General features: G+C 53.2%; 17 protein-coding genes. 15 read left to right on the top strand and 2 right to left on the bottom strand.

Annotated elements, in window-relative coordinates; translation table 11 throughout:
• Position 1: 1 nt before the first annotated feature.
• Both C4J84_RS00845 and C4J84_RS00850 read left to right on the top strand, forming a co-directional pair.
• A complete protein-coding gene (locus C4J84_RS00845) occupies positions 2 to 400 on the top strand; it encodes a hypothetical protein (RefSeq protein WP_124369139.1) in 399 nt (132 codons plus the stop codon).
• A 266-nt stretch (positions 401 to 666) separates the two neighbouring features.
• Complete coding sequence (locus C4J84_RS00850; RefSeq protein ID WP_124369140.1) at positions 667 to 981, top strand: hypothetical protein; 315 nt, start codon at positions 667 to 669, stop codon at positions 979 to 981.
• 155 nt (positions 982 to 1136) lie between these two features.
• Here the strand turns inward: C4J84_RS00850 and C4J84_RS00855 are convergent, their stop codons facing one another.
• The gene (locus tag C4J84_RS00855; RefSeq protein ID WP_124369141.1) at positions 1137 to 2330 is read right to left on the bottom strand and encodes an IS4 family transposase; all 1194 of its coding nucleotides are present in this window, start codon (positions 2328 to 2330) and stop codon (positions 1137 to 1139) included.
• Between the two features lie 318 nt (positions 2331 to 2648).
• On the opposite strand from C4J84_RS00855, the gene C4J84_RS00860 reads away from it, so the two are divergent.
• The 12 genes from C4J84_RS00860 (at position 2649) to C4J84_RS00930 (ending at position 20229) form a co-directional block, all read left to right on the top strand.
• On the top strand, positions 2649 to 3107 hold the full coding sequence (locus C4J84_RS00860) for an SMI1/KNR4 family protein (protein WP_124369142.1): 459 nt from the start codon (positions 2649 to 2651) through the stop codon (positions 3105 to 3107).
• An 8-nt stretch (positions 3108 to 3115) separates the two neighbouring features.
• Positions 3116 to 3418, top strand: a complete 303-nt coding sequence (locus C4J84_RS00865) for a hypothetical protein (RefSeq protein WP_124369143.1) — start codon at positions 3116 to 3118, stop codon at positions 3416 to 3418.
• A gap of 888 nt (positions 3419 to 4306) precedes the next feature.
• Positions 4307 to 13570, top strand: coding sequence for a DUF637 domain-containing protein (locus C4J84_RS00870; RefSeq protein ID WP_256681372.1), 9264 nt, complete (start codon positions 4307 to 4309; stop codon positions 13568 to 13570).
• Positions 13571 to 13581: 11 nt separating this feature from the next.
• Complete coding sequence (locus C4J84_RS00880) at positions 13582 to 14124, top strand: hypothetical protein (protein ID WP_124369144.1); 543 nt, start codon at positions 13582 to 13584, stop codon at positions 14122 to 14124.
• Positions 14125 to 14512: 388 nt separating this feature from the next.
• Entirely contained in the window at positions 14513 to 14914 is a 402-nt protein-coding gene (locus tag C4J84_RS00885; RefSeq protein WP_256681373.1) for a hypothetical protein, read from the top strand.
• 377 nt (positions 14915 to 15291) lie between these two features.
• On the top strand, positions 15292 to 15690 hold the full coding sequence (locus C4J84_RS00895; protein ID WP_124369145.1) for an SMI1/KNR4 family protein: 399 nt from the start codon (positions 15292 to 15294) through the stop codon (positions 15688 to 15690).
• A 393-nt stretch (positions 15691 to 16083) separates the two neighbouring features.
• A complete protein-coding gene (locus C4J84_RS26350) occupies positions 16084 to 16404 on the top strand; it encodes a transposase (RefSeq protein WP_256681374.1) in 321 nt (106 codons plus the stop codon).
• 438 nt (positions 16405 to 16842) lie between these two features.
• The gene (locus tag C4J84_RS00910; protein ID WP_124434784.1) at positions 16843 to 17385 is read left to right on the top strand and encodes a hypothetical protein; all 543 of its coding nucleotides are present in this window, start codon (positions 16843 to 16845) and stop codon (positions 17383 to 17385) included.
• A 390-nt stretch (positions 17386 to 17775) separates the two neighbouring features.
• Positions 17776 to 18249 carry a hypothetical protein gene (locus C4J84_RS00915; RefSeq protein ID WP_124369148.1) on the top strand — a complete coding sequence of 158 codons (474 nt, stop codon included), beginning with the start codon at positions 17776 to 17778 and terminating at the stop codon, positions 18247 to 18249.
• Between the two features lie 172 nt (positions 18250 to 18421).
• Complete coding sequence (locus tag C4J84_RS00920; protein WP_124369149.1) at positions 18422 to 18859, top strand: hypothetical protein; 438 nt, start codon at positions 18422 to 18424, stop codon at positions 18857 to 18859.
• 200 nt (positions 18860 to 19059) lie between these two features.
• Positions 19060 to 19533, top strand: coding sequence for a competence protein ComJ (comJ, locus tag C4J84_RS00925; protein WP_124369150.1), 474 nt, complete (start codon positions 19060 to 19062; stop codon positions 19531 to 19533).
• A gap of 249 nt (positions 19534 to 19782) precedes the next feature.
• Complete coding sequence (locus C4J84_RS00930) at positions 19783 to 20229, top strand: hypothetical protein (protein ID WP_124369151.1); 447 nt, start codon at positions 19783 to 19785, stop codon at positions 20227 to 20229.
• 144 nt (positions 20230 to 20373) lie between these two features.
• On the opposite strand, the gene C4J84_RS00935 is transcribed toward C4J84_RS00930, so the two are convergent.
• Complete coding sequence (locus C4J84_RS00935; protein WP_124372368.1) at positions 20374 to 20631, bottom strand: hypothetical protein; 258 nt, start codon at positions 20629 to 20631, stop codon at positions 20374 to 20376.
• Between the two features lie 342 nt (positions 20632 to 20973).
• On the opposite strand from C4J84_RS00935, the gene C4J84_RS00940 reads away from it, so the two are divergent.
• On the top strand, positions 20974 to 21366 hold the full coding sequence (locus C4J84_RS00940) for a DUF2846 domain-containing protein (protein WP_177412762.1): 393 nt from the start codon (positions 20974 to 20976) through the stop codon (positions 21364 to 21366).
• The last annotated feature ends 124 nt before the right edge of the window (positions 21367 to 21490 follow it).

The following is a 21490-nucleotide window of genomic DNA, read 5'->3' on the forward strand; positions in this document are numbered from 1 at the left end:
TGTGAGCGACTCAGCATCAATTATATCGGATGTGGAAATTGATGAAGACACGTTCGCTGATTTTCTTCACTCTATAGGTGGAATCGTCAGCGGCGGTAAACGTAGTCGCGGAGTATTGAGCTGGGGCGAGGCGACTTTGTATGTGTCATTACTCACCTCCGAAAAATTCATAGGTTTTTATGATGCGCAAGATATTTTAGAATGGGAGAATTTATTGGGTGCCACACCGAGGACAATGATTGAAATGCAGTTGGGACACTCAAAAGGGTCGATGGAGATGTATTTATGGTTGGCGTACGAGTTCGGTAAAAAATGGAATTGTGTTGTTGATGACGTTAATTCTGTGACCATTAATTACTCTGAAATCAGTGATAGGTATACAAGGTCGAGTGCGAAATAGAGGGAATATGGATCAGACCAAGTCTTTGCGTTTTAGAGTTCAGCAGGGGTGAATAGGAGTCAGACCACGTTTTTGCGCTGACTTTTTCCATTTTATTGTGGTTGATGGGGCTATAACTAGAAAGGGAACTCCGTTGTAGCTATTCGCGATCCGCATGGGTCCCAATATTTTAGTCTCGTCAGTAACATGCGATTTTGGTCTGGCTTCTATGTACTTGGGGGAGCCACTGCTATAGCTTTTTTGGGCGCTTAAATAGGAGGTCGGTAATGGCAAGCAAATCAGATTCTGAGCTTACACAACACAGCTATCGTATTCGGTGTAATGGAGAAAAAAATAGGAAATTGTTAGCTTCAGTATTGAGTTTTATAGCAATGCTATCGCTTTTCGTCCCAGTGACCTACGCGGCAGAGCCCACTGCTGTCAATCCTGATCCTTTCGGTGGACCCGATAAGCGCCCTGAGAAGAGTGAAAATGTAATGACGGTTTGGAACGAAGACGGTACATTTACCACGTCAGTAGTCATGACCTATGGGGATGGTCACAAAGAACACTGCATTATTAAGACGGTACAATCCACATAGGAGCATCCGGTGCCAAGTCCTATAAGTAAGACCTGCACCCGTATACGTTTTGTTCTCTCTGACTAGTTTGAAATTAAAAGGGCAGTGTTTTATTGTCTAATGTGAAAAATTGGGTCTGGAAAAATGGGGTCAGGCCCTGAGGGATCCCCACAAATTTACTCCAAGCTCTGCGCCTGATGGTGCACCTCATCACGCAGAGCTTTCTCCAATATCTCCAGGTGTTTTTGACCACCGAACTCGGTGCAACTGCGCCAGTATTCCAAACCCAATCGCCACAATGAAAGCACTCGTTTCTTTTTGAGGCTATTGCTTTGATAGCACCGTTCCAAACCATCTTCTCGCGCCTGCAGCCCTGTTAAAAATATGAGGTAGTTGGCCAATGCCGCAATCAACAACAGCACCTCAATGCGCTTTGGGCAGTGGCTTCGATGCAAATTCAGACCGAATCCCAGGTGCTCACTTTTGACATCTCGGAAACCTTCCTCGATCTGCATACGCCGCTTATAAATCGCCACAATCTGTGCCGGGTTCCACTCACTTTGCGCAAGGTTGCTGGCAAGCAACCACGGCTCACGCTCACGTTTGGCGGACTGTCGGCTGAGCTTGCTTCTGGCGATTGAACCCGTGACTCGTTGGTGTTTTCGGCCCTTGGCTGAATGGCGAACGCAGTACAAATCGACGAAGTGAGGGGCGCTACGCGTCATCTCAACGCGCCCCAGCGATTTAGGTGATGAAGTGGCCAGAGCGTACAAATTCTTCACGGGTTGCCAGTCGTTTGCTTCTCGACGATAAAGTTCACGGTTGCGTATGCGAGCCACGTAATACCAGCCCTTCGCTACCACAGCCTTCATCCACGGACGCCGAAAACCCGCATCCGTGACCAAGACTGGAACGCATCCGTCAGGCAGTAACTCAGCTAACATTTTGAGCAGGCGGCTTTGATATTTGGGACAGCTCTCACGCTCATGAACGCTTTCATAAATAGGAAACGAGCGTCCCGCAAACGGGACCGCGGCTCTCAACAAAAACGCATCGCCAGGAGCATCAATTCGAGACCAGTCCACCAAGATTAAAGGGTGCTTCAGGGAGCCTAACAACGCCCGCAGCATCACCCAGTAGAACAGCGGGCGCTCTGCTCTGAGGTGTTGATTACCCAGTAATCGGTCCACTCGTTTGATCGCATGCTTGGGGTACGCCTGACGTGGCATAAAACGTCCCAGCGCTGTTAGCGTCAGGCGACGGCCTTGCAGTAACGAACTGACACAACTCATCAGCGTCGTTAGGCGGCGAGAATGGATCGAGGGCAGTGCTTGAGCGAGCGCTCTGTGTAAAAATCGGATGGCCTGCATGGGTTCGGGTTCTTAGTTTTGTGTGGTGCAAACCAAGTTGCCGGCTCATGCAGGCCTCTTCAATATTCCAACTTCTTGATTTTAAGTAAGAAAATTCGGGGATCCCTCAGGGTCTGACCCCTATTTTGCAGCATTTAAGGTAGATTCGAAGCAGCTAGGTAAAAAGCTCGGTAAGCACGTTGAAGATTTCGGCGGCAACGCGGCTAGCCCAGCAGATCGTAAAATGGTACTTGATAAAATTCATGACGTTGGGAGTAACCCTGAAAAAGTAATCCCTGGGACTTTTGCTGGGCAAGGCCCAAAAAATTAGGTGGAAGAATGAATATTGCTGAGTTGAACATCAATGTCGGGGGACGCCCCAGCGTGGGTTTCAGTGGTAATGACTCAAGCGTGCGCGCCCTTGAGGCTCGGCTGGGCCGTAGGTTTCCAGAAACCTACCTTCAATTCATCCGAAGTGCCAACGGTGGGCATCCTGAAGCCGGAAGTTTCTTTTTGAACGCATCACCAGATGCTAGCGTCAGCGTTGATTGGTTTTATTCACTAGGAGACGCAGGTATCGACAGCCTGGATAAGGCTCTTGATGACTGGGCTCAAGTGTTGGGGCCATTCATGTTGCCCATTGGGCGCGACGGAGGTGGCAGCCAGTTTTATATTTCGCTGGATTCGCCATCCGGTTTTGTTTGGTATTATTCACATGAAGGCTCAGAACGCACCCAACTTGCCGATAGCTTCGATAAGTTTCTGCAGCAGTTGCAAGTTCACCCGGATTTTATTTAAGAGCCGTTATGAATCGATATGAAGGAAAGCCTTTTCTCCGGCTACTGGAATGCTACGTGCTTTCGGCTATTGATGAGCTGACAGACGAGCAGTGTGCGGCGTTAAGTGCGCTGGAGCCCAAGTTGCACGAGCTGTACGGGGTGCAAGGCAGTTGGGGTGATGTCGTCGCGTCTCAGATGGATTTTCCGGAATCCCTGGTGGAGAAAATAAAAGAAGTGTGGCGCGTGAATTCGGAAAAATTCGCGCGAGCTGGTGTAAAAATAAACGCAGAAGATTTTGCTAGAGACTTTGTGGATACCAATTTTCCTTGATGATGATAAAAGGGACAGATTTGAAGGGCATTTAATTAGCAGCTAACTAGTCACGAACAGCCTATACAAGAGCAGCCCTACGATCACACAACCTCCGCAAGAATCCGTCTTTTCGGAAACAACGGTTTGCCCGTCGCAATCAATCCCGGGCAAGACTGCGCTTCGAGCAAAGAACCTCTTTATGCCTACGGCGATACCCTTGCAGATAAGCTCAATTCCACTCTGGGCAAACACACCAGACGAAGCATCGGAATGCCTGCGTCATGGAGGAGTGATCATCTGAGCTATGGCGAGTCGTACTCAGAGTTTATTATCCCCGCAGGCGCCCCTTCTGTGGTCGTGATGAAAATGGTCACCGACCAATTCATCTGTGCGCCAGCTCCTCAAGTATTTACTCCTGAGGCAGGTAAGGATTATGAGGCGTATCTGGACCGGCATGACTGGAGATGCGGCGCAGTGATTCGACTGCTCTCCGGTGTAGAGACGCCTGGCCCTATCGCAGAAATCCCATCGAGTACTTGCGCAAAACAATAGATATTCTGCCTGAGTTTCGGCCGCTTCTCCCAAGCTCAGGTAGGCGCCCGCTGATGCGGCAGCAACTGATCGATCTCACTCGCCGGCTGCGTCGACGCTATTCAAACCAGCCCTGCACATGAATTCCGATAAGTGGGATCCAATTCACACAACCCTCGCGAACTTTTGCCCCTTTCCTTGTACTAACCTATTCGGCGATCTGATGGCTAAGTAGTGGCTCTTTCTCGATATGGATATAAGAGCTGACGTTCTATTTCCCGCCAGCCTGACGATCGCGTGTCGACAGTAATGAGCGAGCTACAGCGCCGGTTACTACCGCATGTCCTTAATGCCCGCTGCAACGAGACTACGAAAATGGATGTTCGCCAATTCGCCTTCCTGGCCCGCCAACCTTCTGCCGCCCTGAAGCCGCGCAATTCGTTCTTCGGCCTGCCCAAGCGCGGGCTGGCGTTGATCCTCGCCAACGCGCTGTTCTGGCAGCCGCTGTTGGCCCAGGCCGACGGCATCGTGGTCAGCGCGCCAGGCACCACAGGCACCACGGTGGGTGCGGCGGGCAATGGCGTACCGGTGGTGAACATCGCCACGCCCAATGGCGCAGGCTTGTCCCATAACCAGTTCCAGCAGTACAACGTCGGCCCCAACGGCGTGATCCTCAACAACGCCACCGGCACCCTGGTGAATACTCAGCTGGGCGGCTACATCGTCGGCAACCCCAACCTCAAGGGCGGCGCGGCCAGCGTCATCCTCAACGAAGTCAACGGCGGCAGCGCCAGCCAGTTGCGCGGTTATACCGAAGTGGCGGGGCAGTCGGCCAAGGTCATCGTCGCCAACCCCTACGGGATCACCTGCAGCGGCTGCGGCTTTATCAACACCCCTAACGTGACCCTGACCACCGGCAAACCCATCATCGACCCGACCGGCCAGTTGAAAAGCTACCAGGTCGACGGCGGCGCCGTAACCATCGACGGCGAAGGCCTGAACGCCAGCAACGTCGACCGCTTCGACATCATCACCCGCTCGGCCAAGATCAACGCGCAGATCAACGCGCGCGAACTCAACGTGATCGCCGGGCGCAACGACGTCGATGCGCAAAGCCTGAACGCCACCCCACGCGCGGATGACGGCAGTGCCAAGCCGGAGCTGGCGATTGACTCGTCGGCCCTGGGCGGCATGTATGCCGGCGCGATCAAGCTGGTGGGCACCGAGGCTGGCGTGGGCGTGAAGCTCGACGGTACGCTGGCGGCCAGTGGTGGGGATATTCAGCTCGATGCCAATGGGCGGTTGAGCATGGCGCAGGCGGCTGCCACCGGCAACGTCAAGGTCACGGCGCAGAATGTCGACCTGACCGACAAGGTCTACGCCAACGGCAACGTGCAGGTCACCAGCGCTCAGAACCTGGTCAACCAGAAAAGCATCGCTGCCGGCCAGCGCATCGAACTCAACGCGGCCAACGTGAACAACCCCGGCATCATCGAGGCCGGCGTCGCCGCCGATAACACCCGCAACACCACCGGCGATCTAGTGGTCAACGCGCAAACCGTCACCACCTCCGGCAACCTGCTGGCCAGCCGCGCCCTGGCGATCACCGCCGCGCAGGCGCTGACCAACCAGGGCGCGATCATCCAGGCCAAGACCGTCGACCTCAGCAGCGCCAAGCTGACTAACCAGGGTGTCAGCGCGCGCCTGTTCGGCGAGCAGAGCCTGGTGATCAGCTCACCGGCCATCGTCAACCTCGGCGGGCTGATTCGCTTCGGCGAAGGCCAGGCCGCCACGCTCAACAGCGCCTCCCTGGACAACCGCCAGGGCCGTATCGAAATGGCCGGTGGCAGCCTGGTCGTGACCAGCGCCAGCCTCAACAACAGCAGCGGGCAAATCATCGCCAACGGCCTCAGCGTCAACGCCGGCAACCTGAACAACCAGAACGGCGTGCTGGTGGGCAAAGCCGCCACCGTCAATGCCAGTAACCTCGACAACAGCCTCAAGGGCCTGATCCAGGCCGACGGCGGCGCGCTCAACCTCACCGTCGCCAACACCTTCAACAACAACCAGGGTTTCGCCCAGGCCAGCACCGACCTCAACGTCACTGCCGGCACCCTCAGCAGTAATGCCAACGGCGTGCTGAGCGCCGACACCGGCAAGCTGACCCTCACCGCCGCGCAACAGCTCAACAACGCCCAGGGCCGCCTGCAGGCCGGGCAGGGCGATATCGCACTGCGCGCCGCGAACCTGAATAACCAGAACGGCGTGATCGTCGGCAAGCAACTGCTGCTCGACGTTGCCGGTGGTGACATCGACAACCGTGCCGGGCGCGTACTGGGCGACCAGCTCGACGTGCGCGCTTCCGGCCTCGACAACCGCAGCGCCGGCCTGCTGGCCGGTGGTGCCCAGGGCGTTAGCCTGCTGCTCAAAGGTCCGGGCCAGTTGCTTAACGCCCAGGGCCGCATCCAGAGCGAAGGCCTGCTGCAATTGCAGGGCGAGCGTTTCGACAACAGCGCCGGCATCCTGCTGGGCCAGACCGTCGACGTGACCGCGCAGACCTTCAACAACAGCAACAAAGGCGCGCTGGTCAGCGATGGCGGTGACGTGGTGCTCAAGGTCAGCGACCTGCTCACCAACGTCGGCGGCCAGATCGATGCGGGCGAGCGCAGCGTATTGGTCAAGCAGCTCACCACCCTCAACAACGACGGCGGCACCCTGCGCGGCAAGCGTCTGGACATCGCCGCCCAGCACCTGAACAACGACAACGGCCAGCTGCTGGCCGGCGCCGGGGGTTTGAGCTACAGCGGCCACGACCTGAGCAACCGCAAGGGCCTGATCCTCAGCGGCGGCGCCCTCACCGAATTGACCACCGCCAGCCTGGATAACCAGGACGGCACCGTGCAAGGCGATAGCCTGAGCGTCACCGCCGACAGCGTCGATAACGGCAGCGGCGGCCTGATGGCAAGCCTGGTGGGCAATCTGCAACTGACCGTGCAAGCCCTGGCCAACCGTGGCGGCAAACTGTTCGGCAAAGAACAAGTGACCGTCAGCGGCGCCACCCTCGACAACAGCGCAGGCGGCCAGATCAGCGGCAACCAGCTCAACCTCACCTCCCGCGACACCCTCACCAACCAGGGCGGCCTGATCGAAGCCAACCAGGGCCTGACCCTCACCGGCGGCAACCTGGATAACAGCGCCAACGGCCAACTGCGCGGCCTGGGCGGCGCCAGCAGCAGCCTCAATCTCAGCGGGGCGGTGAACAACCAGAACGGCACCCTGGAATTCGGCAGTCAGGCCTTCAGCCTCGACGCCGCCAGCCTCAACAACCAGAACGGCATGCTGCAACACGCCGGCACCGGCCTGTTCCACCTCAACACCGCCAACCTCTCCGGCAGCCAGGGCAATATCCAGGGCATGGGCAGCGCCGACTGGGCGTTCGGCAAAGTCGACGGCCTGGGTCGCGTGCAACTCAACGACGTGCTCACCTACAAGAGCGCCCAAGGGCTGACTCTCAAGGCCGGCGACCGCATGGCCAGCGCCAAGGGTTTGGTCCTCAATGTGGCCAGCCTGGACAACGGCGGCGAACTGCTCAGCGACGGTGACATCAGCATCACCACTGGCGATATGAGCAACAGCGGCCGCGTATCGGCCCTGCAAACCCTCACCGTCAAGGCCAACAACCTCAGCCAGAACGGCGGCCGCCTGGCTGGCGTACGCACTCAGCTCAACCTGAGCGGCACCCTGGACAACCTCGGTTTCCTCACCGCCCGCCAGCAACTGGATATCGCCGCTGCGCAAATCGACAACCGTGGCACCCTCGGTGCCCAGGGCGCGGTGAACCTGACCGCCGTCAACGGCATCACCAATGCGGCCGATTCGCTGTTGTTCAGCGGCGGCGACATGACGTTGCGCGCCAATGGCTTCAGCAACCTTTACGGTGACGTCTACAGCAAGGGCAACCTGAGCTTTGCGGCGGTAGATGGCGGGCGTGCGGCAGGTTTCAGCAACCTTTCCGGCACTGTGGAAAGCGAAGGCAATATCGGCATCAATGCCGCGTTCGTAGAAAACGCCAAAGCAGAGTTCGAACTGGGCCAAACTCTGACCAGTGGCCGTATAGAGTGGGTTTGTGGCCAGCATTGCGCCGGCCACGACTGGTTCAAGCGCGGGCAGATCAACATTTACCAGACCTACCTCGAGTCGGCGGTCAAGGACTCGGCACCTGCTCGCCTGGTCGCTGGCAAAGACGTGGTCATCCAGGGCGACAACGTTCAGAACCGCTACAGCCTGCTGGCCGCCAATGGCAACCTGAGCATCAGCGCCAATGACCTGCTCAATCAGGGCGCGGGCACCCGCACCGGCCAAAACAGCATCGTCGTGGGTACACCTAAAAAGATCGACACCGATTATTGGGACCAGATGGAGTTTCACGACGTCCCAGCGTTCAATGCCGCTGTCGCAGCCGGCAACTTCGATCTGGCACGGTTTGAAGCACTCAAAGCGCGGTCTTCCGATGACCGTTTTGCCGAGGTCAGTAATGTCACTACCTGGACCGACAACGGCGGCCCTGGCTACGCGGCGACGCTACAAGCCGGCGGCACGGTCAACCTCAACGTTGCTCGCACCCTGCAAAACGGCACGCTGCACAACAACACCCTGGCCCAGTTGACCGGCACCCTCGGCGACGACCAGACCGGCATCCCCGTCGGCGGCATCAACATCAACCTGAGCAAACACGCCAACGACCCGAGTGCCCAGGCGCCCGGCAGCCTATTGCCTGTAGTGGGCGTGGCCCCCGGCGGCGGCTTCGTGCCCGTGGACTACACCGGCACCGCCTTCGCCCCGGTCGACCCCACCACCTCGCCCACCTTCCAACTGCCCAAGGGCGAGTACGGCCTGTTCGTCAAGAACGCCGACCCTACCAGCCATTACCTGATCGAGACCAACCCCGAGTTCACCTCGGTGTCGGGCTTCTTCAGCTCCGACTACATGCTCGGCAAACTCGGCTTCAATTCCGATAACGCCTGGCGCCGCCTCGGTGATGGCCAGTACGAAACCCGCCTGATCCGCGACGCCGTGCTCGCGCAAACCGGCCAACGCTTCCTCGCCGGCGGCCTGTACAGCGATGCCGACCAGTTCCGCTACCTGATGGACAACGCACTGGCCAGCAAAGACGCCCTGCGCCTTAGCCTCGGCGTGTCCCTCACCGGCCAGCAAGTCGGCGCCCTGACCCACGATATCGTGTGGATGGAAAACCGCGTCATCGATGGCCAGACCGTCCTCGTGCCCGTGCTGTACCTGGCCCAGGCCGAGTCGCGCAACGTGCGCGGCAACAGCCTGATCCAGGGCCGCGACCTCAACCTGGTCACCGGCGGCGACCTGATCAACGTCGGCACCCTGCGCGCCAGCAACAACCTCTCCGCCATCAGCAGCGGCAGTATCTACACCGGCGGCCTGGTCGAAGCCGGCAACAACCTGAACCTGCTGGCCCAGGACAGCATCCGCAACGCCATGGCCGGCGAAATCCGCGGCAAGCAAGTCAGCCTCACCGCGCTCAAGGGCGATGTCACCAACGACAACACCGCCATCCAGGTACGTGACGGCGCCGGCATGCGCACCCTCACCGACACCAGCGCCGGCACCATCGTCGCCCGCGAAAACCTCGCCATCGACGCCGGCCGCGACCTCACCAACCGCGGCGCCCTCACCGCTGGCAACGACGCTAACTTAACCGCCGGCCGCGACCTCAACCTCATCGCCGCCAGCGATACCCGCGTGAAACACGAGTTCAGCGACGGCGGGCACAAATCCAGCATCACCACCGACGTCAAAAACCTCGCCGCCAGCGTCACGGCGGGCGGCAGCATCAATATGCAAGCCGGACAAGACGTCAACATCATCGGCAGCACCGCCACCGCTGGCAAAGACCTCACCATCGCCGCCGGCCGCGACCTCAACGTCGCCTCGGTCAGCGACATGCACAACGTCGAAGGCAAGGAAAAACACGGCAAGAAACGCATCAAAACCTCGGACGACCAGACCACCCAAGTGGCCAGCGTACTGACGGCGGGTGGGGATTTTGTCAGCCAGGCCGGGCGTGATACCACGATCGTGGCGAGCAGGATCAGTGCGGGGAATGAGGCTTATCTGTATAGCGGGGATAAGTTGAGTTTGCTGGCGGCGCAGAACAGCACGCATACCCTGTATGACATGAAGGAAAACGGCGGCTGGGGCGCGAAAAAAGCCAAGCGTGATGAAGTTACCCAGACCACCAACGTCGGCACTGAGATCAAAACCGCAGGCAACCTGACTTTGGTTAGCAACGGCGACCAGCTGTACCAGGTCGCCAAGCTCAACAGCGGCAACGACCTCATCCTGAAAAGCGGCGGCGCCGTGACGTTTGAAGGCGTAAAGGACTATCACGACGAGAGCCATACCAAGAGCAAGAGCAACATGGCTTGGTTCTCGATGAAGGGCAAAGGCAAGACCGATGAAACCTTGCGTCAGAGTGAGCTGGTTGCCAAGGGGCAGACCGTCATCGAAGCCGTTAACGGCCTGAAGATCGACGTCAAACAAGTCGACCAGCAAACCGTCAGCCAGACCATCGACACCATGGTCAAGGCCGACCCACAATTGGCCTGGATCAAGGACGCCGAGAAGCGCGGCGACGTGGATTGGCGGCAAGTCAAAGAGCTGCACGACTCCTTCAAGTACAGCAACTCCGGCATGGGCCAGGGCGCCATGTTGGCGGTCATCATTATCGTCACCATTGTGACGGCGGGTGGCGCGAGTGCACTGGTGGGCGCAGGTGCATCGGCTGGTTCAACCATGGCCGCCGGTACAGCTGCGGTTGCGGCGACCAGTACGTCGGCGGCGGTTGCAGCCACAAGTGCGGGGCTAGGTAACATGATGGCCACCGCCGCGCTGACCTCGCTGGCCAGTACCGGTGCTGTGAGCACGATCAACAACAAAGGCAACATCGGCATTGCGCTCAAGGACACTTTCAGCAGCAGCAGCCTGAAAAACGCCGCTATCGCTGGTCTGGCAACCGGGGCGTTGAACTACGCCGATAGTAATTGGTTCAAGGGTGCGAGCCCGGCCGACGGCGCGGGCGCGAAAGTCACTACGGCGGGGCCGGTGCAGAGCCCGGGTTATTCCAGTGATTGGCTCAGCTGGCCAAAAGCTCAGGATGCAGTCCTGCGAGGTGGCACCCATGCCGTCATCGAAAGTGGCATTTCTACAGCCATCAACGGCGGCAGCTTGAAAGACAATCTGAGCTCCGCCTTGGTGTCGCAAGGTTTCGACCTTGCCGCTGCGGCCGGCAACAAGGGGCTTGGCAATCTGGCGAGCGACCTTGATCTGAGCCCCGGCTCGGCGGAGAAGGTCCTGATGCATGCCATCCTGGGTGGCGCACTTTCAGCTGCTCGAGGCGGTGACTTCAAGACCGGCGCCATTGCCGCCGGCGCGGCTGAAGGGCTGACAGCAATTGCGACCGAGAACTTGGGTAAATACCTGGATGATCGTTTCGCAACGGATAATCAATTCAAAGTCGCAACCGCGCAAATCATCGGTATTGCGGCTGGTTCTCTAGTGAACGGAAATCCGAACGACGCCGCTTGGGTGGCGGGCAATGTTGAACGTTACAACGAGCAACTGCACCCGCGAGCCGCCGAACTGATTAAAGAGCAAGCGCCAAAAATGGCGGCGGATTTAAAGATCAGTCAGGAAGAGGCCTCGCGGCGCATGGGGGTTGCGCTGGCCTATTACACCGATGATGGCTGGAGAAAATCAATCTCGGCAGATGATGTAAGCAATATCGATACAGCAACCTTGCAGCACTTAGGTGTGGCTCTGGCACCCATTGCGGATAACTACGCGCGAACCGATGCGTCCGCGGACGGAAGCCAGCGCGGATACAGTGGTAATGAGACGGCGGCCTTGATTCTTGATTTCAAGGACACGCGCCCGTCTGCCTACAAAGACGGCACTAGAAATATCGACTACTTGGGCGACCCTGAAGGGCACAACAGCCAAGGAACAGTGGATTTCTATCAGTCCAATTTGAACTACAGCGATAAGCCGACGGACTACCTGGAGAGCTTTAAAGGCGGAGTGGCAGGCGTAGGTCGTAGTGCGTGGGGCCTAGTTACATCCACTGCTAAGCTCGGTAGTGAGCTTTTGGGTGGAAATGCACTGGGCGTTGCCAACGACTTTCTGGGGCCTGTTGCCGACCCGTCTCTGAACCCGGTTGGTCAAATGACCACCCGGCAAACGGGTCGGGCATTCGTTTCAGACCTGCAAGGCAACAGCTATGAGTCAGCCGCGCAAGTTTCAGAGTTAGTCACTGACGCTGCGACCATGGCCGCTCCTGGGTCTACTGCTGGCAGGTTTGGGCAGATTTCCAAGGCTGGCGAAGCCTCGGCTCTTGTCAGGGCTGACAGTGCCCTGGTGGCGAGAAGCGAAGCCGCTGCGGGGATGACGGCCCGATTGGCGGATGACATCCCAACCTACGGCCTGAGCCCCAACAGCTTTGACACCACGTTACAGTTTGAGCGCACGGGCACCCGTACACCGACCACATCCGTCGGCGCCTATCAACCGACTGCCCTCACTGGTGATGTAGGCAGCTACGTCAGAGCGGATGACTTACTTGCTGCCCGAAGCAATGAAGTCGTGCTCACGAAATACAAAGAGCCCTGCTGCTTCGCTGCCGGCACTAAAGTCTCAACCCCTAACGGCGACCGCGCCATCGAATCGCTCAAAGTCGGCGACGTGGTCTGGAGCAAACCGGAAAAAGGCGGCAAACCCTTCGCCGCTAAGATCCTGGCGACCCATCAGCGTACCGACCAGCCGATTTACCGCCTCAAACTGAAAAGCGTTCGGGCAGACGGCATAGCTGAGGGCGAAACCCTGCTAGTCACGCCGGGTCACCCGTTCTATGTTCCGGCCAAGCGCGACTTCATTCCTGTCATCCATCTGAAACCGGGCGATCTGCTGCAGTCCCTGGCTGATGGCGAGACGAACAATACTTCGTCTGAGGTGGAGTCGCTGGAGCTTTACTTGCCTGTGGGCGAGACCTTCAACCTGACGGTGGATGTGGGGCACACGTTCTATGTTGGGGAGTTGAAGACGTGGGTGCACAATACTGGGCCGTGTGCGTTGCCGGAGGGCTTTTTTGGTCCAGGAGGGCTAGCCGCCAACGGAGTTAGCGAGGTAGCGATCACCGGTGAAACAGCTTCGACTTCTCTGGGTAAAAGGGTTCATAAAACACAAGCGGACCTCCGCAGAGAGTCCGGGCTATTCAGCACGGTGGAGCAGCCAATAGCAGATCAATTTGGCAATCCAATTTTGGTCCCAAAGCGGGTTGATTTGAAAACGGGCGAAGCGCAGCCTGGGGCAAACTTCCAAAAGGCGATCCCTGATGCAGCTAACTTCGATCGTAGACTTATAGTGGATGACAAACCTCTGGGCCGTCCTATTGCAAAGGACAGGCAAGAGATTATTAGATTTATTGAGGCGTTTAGGCAAAGAGAGGGCGTTTTGCCTGAGACGATAGGCATACAACGATATGACCCTAAAACTGGCTTGCCTGTGAAAACCGACTTGTACTCACCGTATGATTTTTTGCCAAAAAAGAATTAGGAGTCTAAATTATGAGTTTCGAGCATAAAGCATTCATTTTTGACTTTGATAGCTTTGATAGCGAGCTTAAGCCGTTATTGGAAGCTTCCCTGCGCTCTGGAGATATTGAGCCGCTACGTTGTTTTATTCTTTCTAACAAAGAGCTTTTGGTCGATCCCTATGAGGGAGATGCGCTGGATAACGACTGGGAGGATATGATCGAAGACAGGGATGTTCATCAATATGGGGACTTTGCGCTGACGAAATATTATTCCCCGAAGGATGATCATGGATTAGGCGCGAAATGGGCAGATTTTCAAGAAAAAATCTCCAATCGAGGTAAGCTAAATATTTCTCCTTTTTTGGGTGCGCCAGTAGGTGTAGATGGCGAGTTTTTTGATCCTGGTAAAATGGGGTCGTACTTTCAAACTACCCGTGAAGTGGGTGAAAGTCTAAAAAAAATTGAGAAAGTGAAGGGTGAGATGAAAGATAGTTTAATTGAAGATCTGGAGAGGTACGAAGGTTTTCTCAATCAAGCTAATTCAGTAAAAAAAGGGATATATGTAACGTTTTGATTGAGAGAAGGAAGTGAAGATGGAAAGTAAACGGGTGTTGGATATAAAGGATGTCGTGCAGTAATGTTCTAATTTTGAGAGCGATATTAGTGTTCTCTTTTAACTTTTTCTGTATTTCTTGCGCTCGTTCAATCACAGCTCTTTAAAAAATAATTTTATTTTTTGTTTAAATGTCTAAGCGAGGCGGTTACCAGATAACCGCCCTTAATTATTTACGAAACTTTCGAGTTTAACTTCCATCCAGCCACATCCAGCAGATCACACCCATCTCTCAGGGGAATAGCCAGCAGCAGCGCAAAATCATGCAACACAACCGCACCACTGCTGATCTCCTCCCGAAATGCCAGACTCCCCAAAGAATTGATTCATAAAAAAACAGGACATATTAGTGGCGAAGCTATGGGGGTGGAATGTGAGTGCTATTGAGCTTGATGGTTTCAATGATGAACTGATGGCTTTTGTCATTACGTGTTTATTTTGTGGTGCTATCAGCAAAGATGAGCTCAGTACGTGGTGCGCTCAAGCTTTGTCACTAAGTAACGTCCCAGCTTTTTTATATGATTTGATGGATTTTCAAGATGAGATTTTCAAGGTGTATAAGATAACTGGTTACGTGCCCCATTGGGAGCATGCGGAGGGCGACGAATACGCACTGTATGGTATCGCCCTCCGTAGAGGTTTTAAGCCTTATGACATGCCTGTATCCACGACCGAAGCGCTCATTCACCTTGAAGCGTCACCACATATTGAAAATTTATTCAAAGAGGTCTTTACCTTTATCAAGCTGTAAGTCGGTGCAAAAACTACTGTTAACAGTGCTGCCGAAGGTGCTACGCCTCGGGTTTCTATCGATCCCCCGGAAGGAAGTTTCTCGATTTCAGATTGGGCAGGCTATCCAACGGGCGTCCCTGTACCGCAAGGGCCGTTCAGATTACTGGAGGGGGCCGAGTACAATGCCGCCAGAAATGCCGCCAACAAAGCCAATAGCACTCTCCGCCCAGAACAAGGACTTGTAGGTCAGCCTGTGGACGTGCATGAAATCAACCCAGTGAAATTTGGTGGAAGTCCAACCGACTCTACCAATAAAGTTATCCTGCCTCGCGATGTTCATCGGCAGCAGGTAACTCCTTGGTGGAACCAATTGCAGAAAGACTTAGGAAAATAGCTATGGAATATCATCTAACAGAGGGGCAGCTCAATGGTCCGGCTGAAATTTCGACTGTTGATGGTCTGTCAACACGCTTGGGAGTTGCACTCCCTGAGAGTTACATTGAATTCCTTAAGCAGCACGACGGTGGGGAAGGGTTCATTGGCGATAGCTACATTATTTTTTGGAAAGCAGAAGAGTTAATTGATTTCAATCGTGAATATGAGGTCGAGATATATGCGCCAGGCATCTTTTTGTTCGCTTCTAACGGAGGAGGGGAGGGGTATGGGTTCGATATGGAGGATACAGCAATGCCGGTAGTTCGAGTCCCTTTTATAGGTATGGATCGGCAGTACGCCATCTCGGTCGCGAGTGACCTCCCCGATCTATTTGCTCGATTGGCAGACCGAAATGCGTGACCTTAATAAGTACTCACGCCCTAAAGGCATGGAGCTATTCGAGATTAAACCCGCTATCGTTGGTGGTGATCCGAGCAGCCCTGAGAATAAGACTTGGTTGACGAGGCAGCAGCACTTTGAGGCAGTGCGCTACTGGAATCGGATTATCAGCAGTCTGCGTAACGAACGGAAGTAAAAATAGCGGGGAATAGGGTGCAGACAACGTTTTTGCGTTTTCTAGGGGAATAGGGGGAATATCACGGTTTCGCATTTTTTAGAGTTCAGCGGAGTTGCTCTTTAAAAATATGATTTATTTTTTGTAGTTATTCTATCTCGTTGGCCTATTGATGGGCGGCTAAGCTGTAAGTTTTTATCCAGCTAGGGGTTTTATATGGCCCGCCGTCCTAGGTTTTTATGCCGGGTATCCCGTTTCACATTATACAGCGGGGAAATAATCGGTCTGCGTGTTTTTATTCAGGTAGAGACTACATTTTTTACATTGAAACATTAGCTGTGCTTGCTCAACTGTATGGCTGTAAAGTTCACGCATTGTGCTTGATGACAAATCACGTTCATCTATTGTTGACTCCCACCTGCTGCGCAGGGGCTGGCCTACTTATGAAGGGGGTGGGCAGCGAGATGTTCAGTACGCCAATCGAACATATCAACGAACAAGAACATTGTGGGAAGGCCGTTTCCGCTCTTGTTTGGTTCAACAAGACAACTATGTTTTAGCTTGCTATCGATATATTGAAATGAACCCGATCAGAGCGGGTATGGTTGCTCATCCGGGCGACTATCGCTGGAGCAGCTATAGAGCAAACGCACAGGGCGAGCTATCAGGATTATAAGCCCGCATGCGGTTTATAGCGAGTTAGGTAGCAGCACCGCGCAACGAGCCCAAGCTTATCGGTCTATGTTCGAGGATCGGCTTTCACCTGGATTGATAGAACAAATTCAATCTTCTAAAAACGGTAATTACGTTTTGCGCGATCAGAAGTTTGCGTCCGAAATCGCGCAGATTTTAGGTAAAAGAGTTTCACCGGGTGTGTCAGGACGCCCGAAGAAGTGTGAGTTGAAAGAATAGAGTAATAGTGTTCTGACCCCTATTTTTTCCTAGATGGCTCCGACCATTATAAGGCTGCGGAAGCTGATGTAGAAACGTGGATGCCTGTGTGGGAGGACGAAGGCTGGTCGGCTAGTAAAATCGACAATACGCGAAATCAAATTCACGAATTAAACAAAAGTTTATTCGAAAGAATGGGGCTTAATATGGATCCAAATGAATACTTAAATGCGTCGTTAATTGATGTTCTTGCGGAGTTTAGAAGGGATATATCGATAGTCGAGTACGTAAAGGTTGAGGGTGAAGAGTTTCTAAAGCTGCCGGAGTATGGGGTCTATTTTCAGGCGGGTAGTGACGGTGTCATCGTTGCATACCGCGTTTATTATCAAGCCTCTGATGAGTATTTCCCAGCTGATGCTGAAACTAAAACTGCTTGTGCGGATATTGAAACAATTGAAGAGTCAATTGCTAAATATGGTGCGCCCTTGCGTAATGTGCCCTCCGTTCGAATTCCCGGTAGGGCTCCCACGAGTCCGGGGTGCGAGTTTTTAGTGAGAGGGAATGCGGTAACAGTGCATTATGATTTTGATAGTAAGTTGGTTGATTATGTTCATGTTAGGAGGAAGTTTGAACTGGTGGGAAATGTATGAACGGGTGGAAATCGAGGGAATAGGGTCAGACCACGTTTTTGCATTTTTAGTGTTCAGCAGAGTTGCTCTTTAAAAATATGATTTATTTTTGTAATTAGTTATTCTATTTAGTTAGTCTGTTGATAGGAGGCGAAGCTGAAAACGCTTATCCACTTAAGGGTTTTAGATGGCTCGCCGTCCTAGGGTTTACTAATAGAAGAGTAGTGGTCTGACCCCTAATTTTCCACGGAGTCATGGCAGCTTAGGTTACGCTACGGACGGTCGGGCGGTGCCTCATGAGCACAAAATAGAATATAACGGTCGGGGTTTCGTCGATAAACAGTATTATCGAGAAGTAAGTGCCGACGAAAAAGTTGTCGAGCCTTGGATTTTAGATAAATAGGTATCAGCATGTCGAATGATGTATGTGGATATGTTTTTCCGCCGCCCAGCCCAGACGCTTGGGTAGCGTTGGATAAATATATTTCCGAAAGCGATCTGGGGATATTTAAAATTAGCAGCGCGGAGCTATTTAATTATCCGCCACAGTTGTTGCCAAGCGAAGAAACTTTTGTGTTTTTAATTGGGGATAGGCCCGGGTATCCCAATGCTACGTATTTGACTGACTATAATCAGTATGATCCGCTGTATTCGGATATTGGGTTTCCTGGTGATCCGGTAGAAAGAGTTAAAATTTTATTGGCGGCGATTTTTAAGATCATTGCAATTTGTGAATGTAAAAAACTTGTATTTTCAATTTCAGAAAGTAGCCAAATAGAAGTAATTAAAAAAATTGATGTTTTTAGTATTGTTGATGTCGTTTTGTCAGATTTTGAACGTGCGCAGGCCCCTCCGGACGCCTTATACGAAGTTTCTATAGAATAAGTTAAATGGGCAGAGAAAAGTCAAGGGCTGACGTGATGATGTTCTTTGTCGGTAGGAACGTCATGGCAGCGGAAATGAGATCATGACGGTAGAGGAAAGAGGGCGGATTTATTTAATATGAACTGAAAAACGTATTAGATAAACATAGCCCCTTTATCATATTGGTTTCTTCTTGATCTCTATCGCCCTTTCGTCGCTGAGCGCTTTAGAGGGATGTATGAGGACTTCGCCAGATGGTTTTGACTTTTCGCTGCTTTCTGATTGTTATTTGGAAATGGTTTGTTTTGGAGTGCGTGTCACGAGGTTTGACTTTTCAAGACCGCAGACATTCGCTGGTGTGTCGCCTTATAAAGTTTCATTCTGTGTAGAAGCCGGGTTGAAATATCAAATTCACGACATTGTGGGTCAGCGCGAATTTAACGACTCGTCTACCAGTTCACCCTTATTAGATTTTTTATTAATGGACGTTGAGTCTGTTGAGAAAGTCGAAACTGATGCACTACAAATAACATTTAGCACGGGAGCGAAAATTACCATCGAGTCGGACGTTTCAGATGGTTATGAGTCTTACTCGATTTATTTGGATTCTGGTGGCATCATCGTCGTCTGAATGGGTAAGAACGGAGAAGCGGGACAGATTTATTCGGGTTCGAGGTGGCAGTAAAAAAGCCAAATAAATAAATCTTTTCCCTTTATTTTAAGAAAGTGGGGCCGGAGCGAGTGTTAGACCCGAAGTCCCGGAGGCTAATAGGGACTGGCGCATGTATAGGTAGTGCATGGGGAGAGAGCCAGAATCAAAGTGGTGGGCTGATGGCTACGTTTAAAGAAAGTATATATTTATCTTATTCGCAATTTTGCGTATTTTTGAGTTCGCTTGATCAGCCGTATAACGATTGGAGCGATCGTAGTTGTGCGCAAGGATTCGCGTGGAGATTGGGGAGTGCCTCATTTAGATCACTGGTAGACGAAGGGGGGCATATAACTATTTTTTTCATTAATGAACATGTACCAGCTATAAGCGCAGACGTGGTTCGGGCCTTTAAAGTACCCTTCGCGGTGAGAGATAGAAATATTGAGATTGGTAGTATTTCGGATTCGATTTCTCTAGAGATGGCTGAAGGCGACTATTCTCTTCAGGTCGAATTTATGAGGCCATCTTCCAGTGGGTTATATGCGATAAATGTCTATCTGAATTTGGGGCGCTGCGATTTTGAGGTGTTGAGAGCGGACTCAGAAATTGACGAGCGAGGTGAGTTCGATATCGATGCGGTTCCTGCAGGATAGTGTAAAAATATATTAGAAAAAGAACGGGGAGAAAAACGGATTTATTCGAATTTTAGGTAGCTGTTGAAAAGCCAATTTAAATTCACCCATCTTACTCGCGAACTTTCCCATTAGCAGCGGTAGGAAAGTCATGGCAGCAGAAAAGGACGCTCGACAATGAATAGTGATGCGTGTATCGAAAAGGTTTTAATCGATTTTTAGTATAAGTAAGTGCGGTGTATAGAAAGCTATGCTGGCAGCGTTGTACGCGTGGAAAAACTATTGCTGAGGCTAGGTATGGAGTCTACTAAGGAGAAAAAATGGTTGATGATTGGAGGGTATACACTTAGCCCTGAGCACGGTAGATTGCAAGTCCCTATGGTTCATCAACCGACCATGGAAGATGTAAAAGCCATTCTAAACACATATAGTAAATTCGATGGCGTCGCATCTTTTTCTATTTCCCCGGCGCCTGAATATGGGCCTTACGAAATCAATCTCTACGCTGATTCTGGAAATTATTTTTTAATGCTAAATCAATATCTGGATGATGGGGAGCACGCTGTACGTACTCTTAGTAATACGTCGGCTGGAACAAGTCCGGTTGAGATTCTTAGCGATTGTTATCCGGCGAGTTTCATCACAAGAGATATAGGTGTCGTCATTTCTTGCTTTCAAGAATTTTTGAATTTTAGAGATGTAAGTTCTTTATGTTGAATGATTAGAGGAAGTAGGAAGCAAAAAGGGGGCAGATTTATTTTAATTCGTGATGTCAGTTAAAGCCTATTAAGTAAATCAGTCCCCTTTGTTTCTATTTTTAGCGCACCAAAGCGGGCGACACTACGGTCGCCCGATTTTCACTCAAGACAGCTCAGCATTCAGCCTGCGACTGATGACATCCAGCAAATCACACCCATCGCGCAGCGGAATGGCCAGCAAATGGGCGAAGTCTGAAAGCACTACGGCATCGCTGCTGAGTTGTTCGCGGAAGGCTAGGTTTTCCAGCAGTTGGGTGACGGCCCGAATACGGTGCACGGCGGCGTCGTGAAGGACGTCGAGGGGTGCCTGGGTGTCGATAATCAGGGCGGGGACGGTGCAGTCGTGGCCGGTTAGGGGCATGTATTGATTCATCATTAAGCTCTCTAGATTATTGAGGGCTCGGTTTTCGGGTCGCCAAACCCGGTCGCTTTTTGAGCGACGGCCGGACTATAAGCCCCTCGCCCAAAACCGCGCAAGGCATCACAGCAGTGGCACCAGCCCTCATGCCATGCCAACCCTTGCCGACACATTGGCGATGACCCAACGCATCAAAACTGAGGCCCCGCCATCATCGGCGCTCTCGCAACCGCTCCACCGTTAACCACAAGGAAGAAGTACATGATCAAGTTGTTCTGCAAAGCCGCTGTCGTTCTGTCGCTGGCCACTCTGTTTGGCTGTTCCTCCACGCCGTCGGTAGAGAAGATGCAGGCTGACGTGGCGAACTACTCATTGCCCAAGGCCGCCGTGGCCGATAAAGGCCTGGTCTATGTCGTGCGCCCTAGCAACGTCGGGATGATGGTTCGGTTCAACGTGTTCCTGGATGACAAGGAAGCCAACTCGGAGATGGGTTACAACCGTGGTAACCAGTACATCTATTTTTTCGTGACGCCGGGCAAGCATGTGATCAGCTCCAAGGCTGAGAACTGGGCGGACATGCCGATCGACGTCAAGGCGGGTGAGGTGGTTTACCTCAAGCAGGAAGTCGAAATGGGCTTCGCTGTGGCGCGCAACAGCCTCAAAGTGCTTAGCGATCTAGAAGGCCGTTATCTGGTCAAGGATGCGTCCCTGGGCACCATTGCCAAAGAAAGCAAGTAAGTTAAAAAGGCTTGAAACGGGCGGGCTCTGAGTTCGCCCATTGTCCCTGTCCTCTGCCCTGAACACTGGGTTTGCTTGTGGCTCACCCAGTATTCTTCAATCATGTTTGACTGACACGCGACAT

Source organism: Pseudomonas sp. R11-23-07, from assembly GCF_003852295.1.
In the GTDB taxonomy this organism is placed as follows: Bacteria; Pseudomonadota; Gammaproteobacteria; order Pseudomonadales; family Pseudomonadaceae; genus Aquipseudomonas.

Excerpts from the sequence above, each read along its gene's own strand:
- C4J84_RS00860 (WP_124369142.1), top strand. The coding sequence starts at position 2,649 with ATGAATATTGCTGAGTTGAACATCAATGTCGGGGGACGCCCCAGCGTG.
- C4J84_RS00870 (WP_256681372.1), top strand. The coding sequence starts at position 4,307 with ATGGATGTTCGCCAATTCGCCTTCCTGGCCCGCCAACCTTCTGCCGCC.
- C4J84_RS00940 (WP_177412762.1), top strand. The coding sequence starts at position 20,974 with ATGCAGGCTGACGTGGCGAACTACTCATTGCCCAAGGCCGCCGTGGCC.
- C4J84_RS00880 (WP_124369144.1), top strand. The coding sequence starts at position 13,582 with ATGAGTTTCGAGCATAAAGCATTCATTTTTGACTTTGATAGCTTTGAT.
- C4J84_RS00895 (WP_124369145.1), top strand. The coding sequence starts at position 15,292 with ATGGAATATCATCTAACAGAGGGGCAGCTCAATGGTCCGGCTGAAATT.
- C4J84_RS00850 (WP_124369140.1), top strand. The coding sequence starts at position 667 with ATGGCAAGCAAATCAGATTCTGAGCTTACACAACACAGCTATCGTATT.
- C4J84_RS00935 (WP_124372368.1), bottom strand. The coding sequence starts at position 20,631 with ATGCCCCTAACCGGCCACGACTGCACCGTCCCCGCCCTGATTATCGAC.
- C4J84_RS00865 (WP_124369143.1), top strand. The coding sequence starts at position 3,116 with ATGAATCGATATGAAGGAAAGCCTTTTCTCCGGCTACTGGAATGCTAC.
- C4J84_RS00915 (WP_124369148.1), top strand. The coding sequence starts at position 17,776 with ATGTCGAATGATGTATGTGGATATGTTTTTCCGCCGCCCAGCCCAGAC.
- comJ (WP_124369150.1), top strand. The coding sequence starts at position 19,060 with ATGGCTACGTTTAAAGAAAGTATATATTTATCTTATTCGCAATTTTGC.
- C4J84_RS00855 (WP_124369141.1), bottom strand. The coding sequence starts at position 2,330 with ATGCAGGCCATCCGATTTTTACACAGAGCGCTCGCTCAAGCACTGCCC.
- C4J84_RS26350 (WP_256681374.1), top strand. The coding sequence starts at position 16,084 with ATGCCGGGTATCCCGTTTCACATTATACAGCGGGGAAATAATCGGTCT.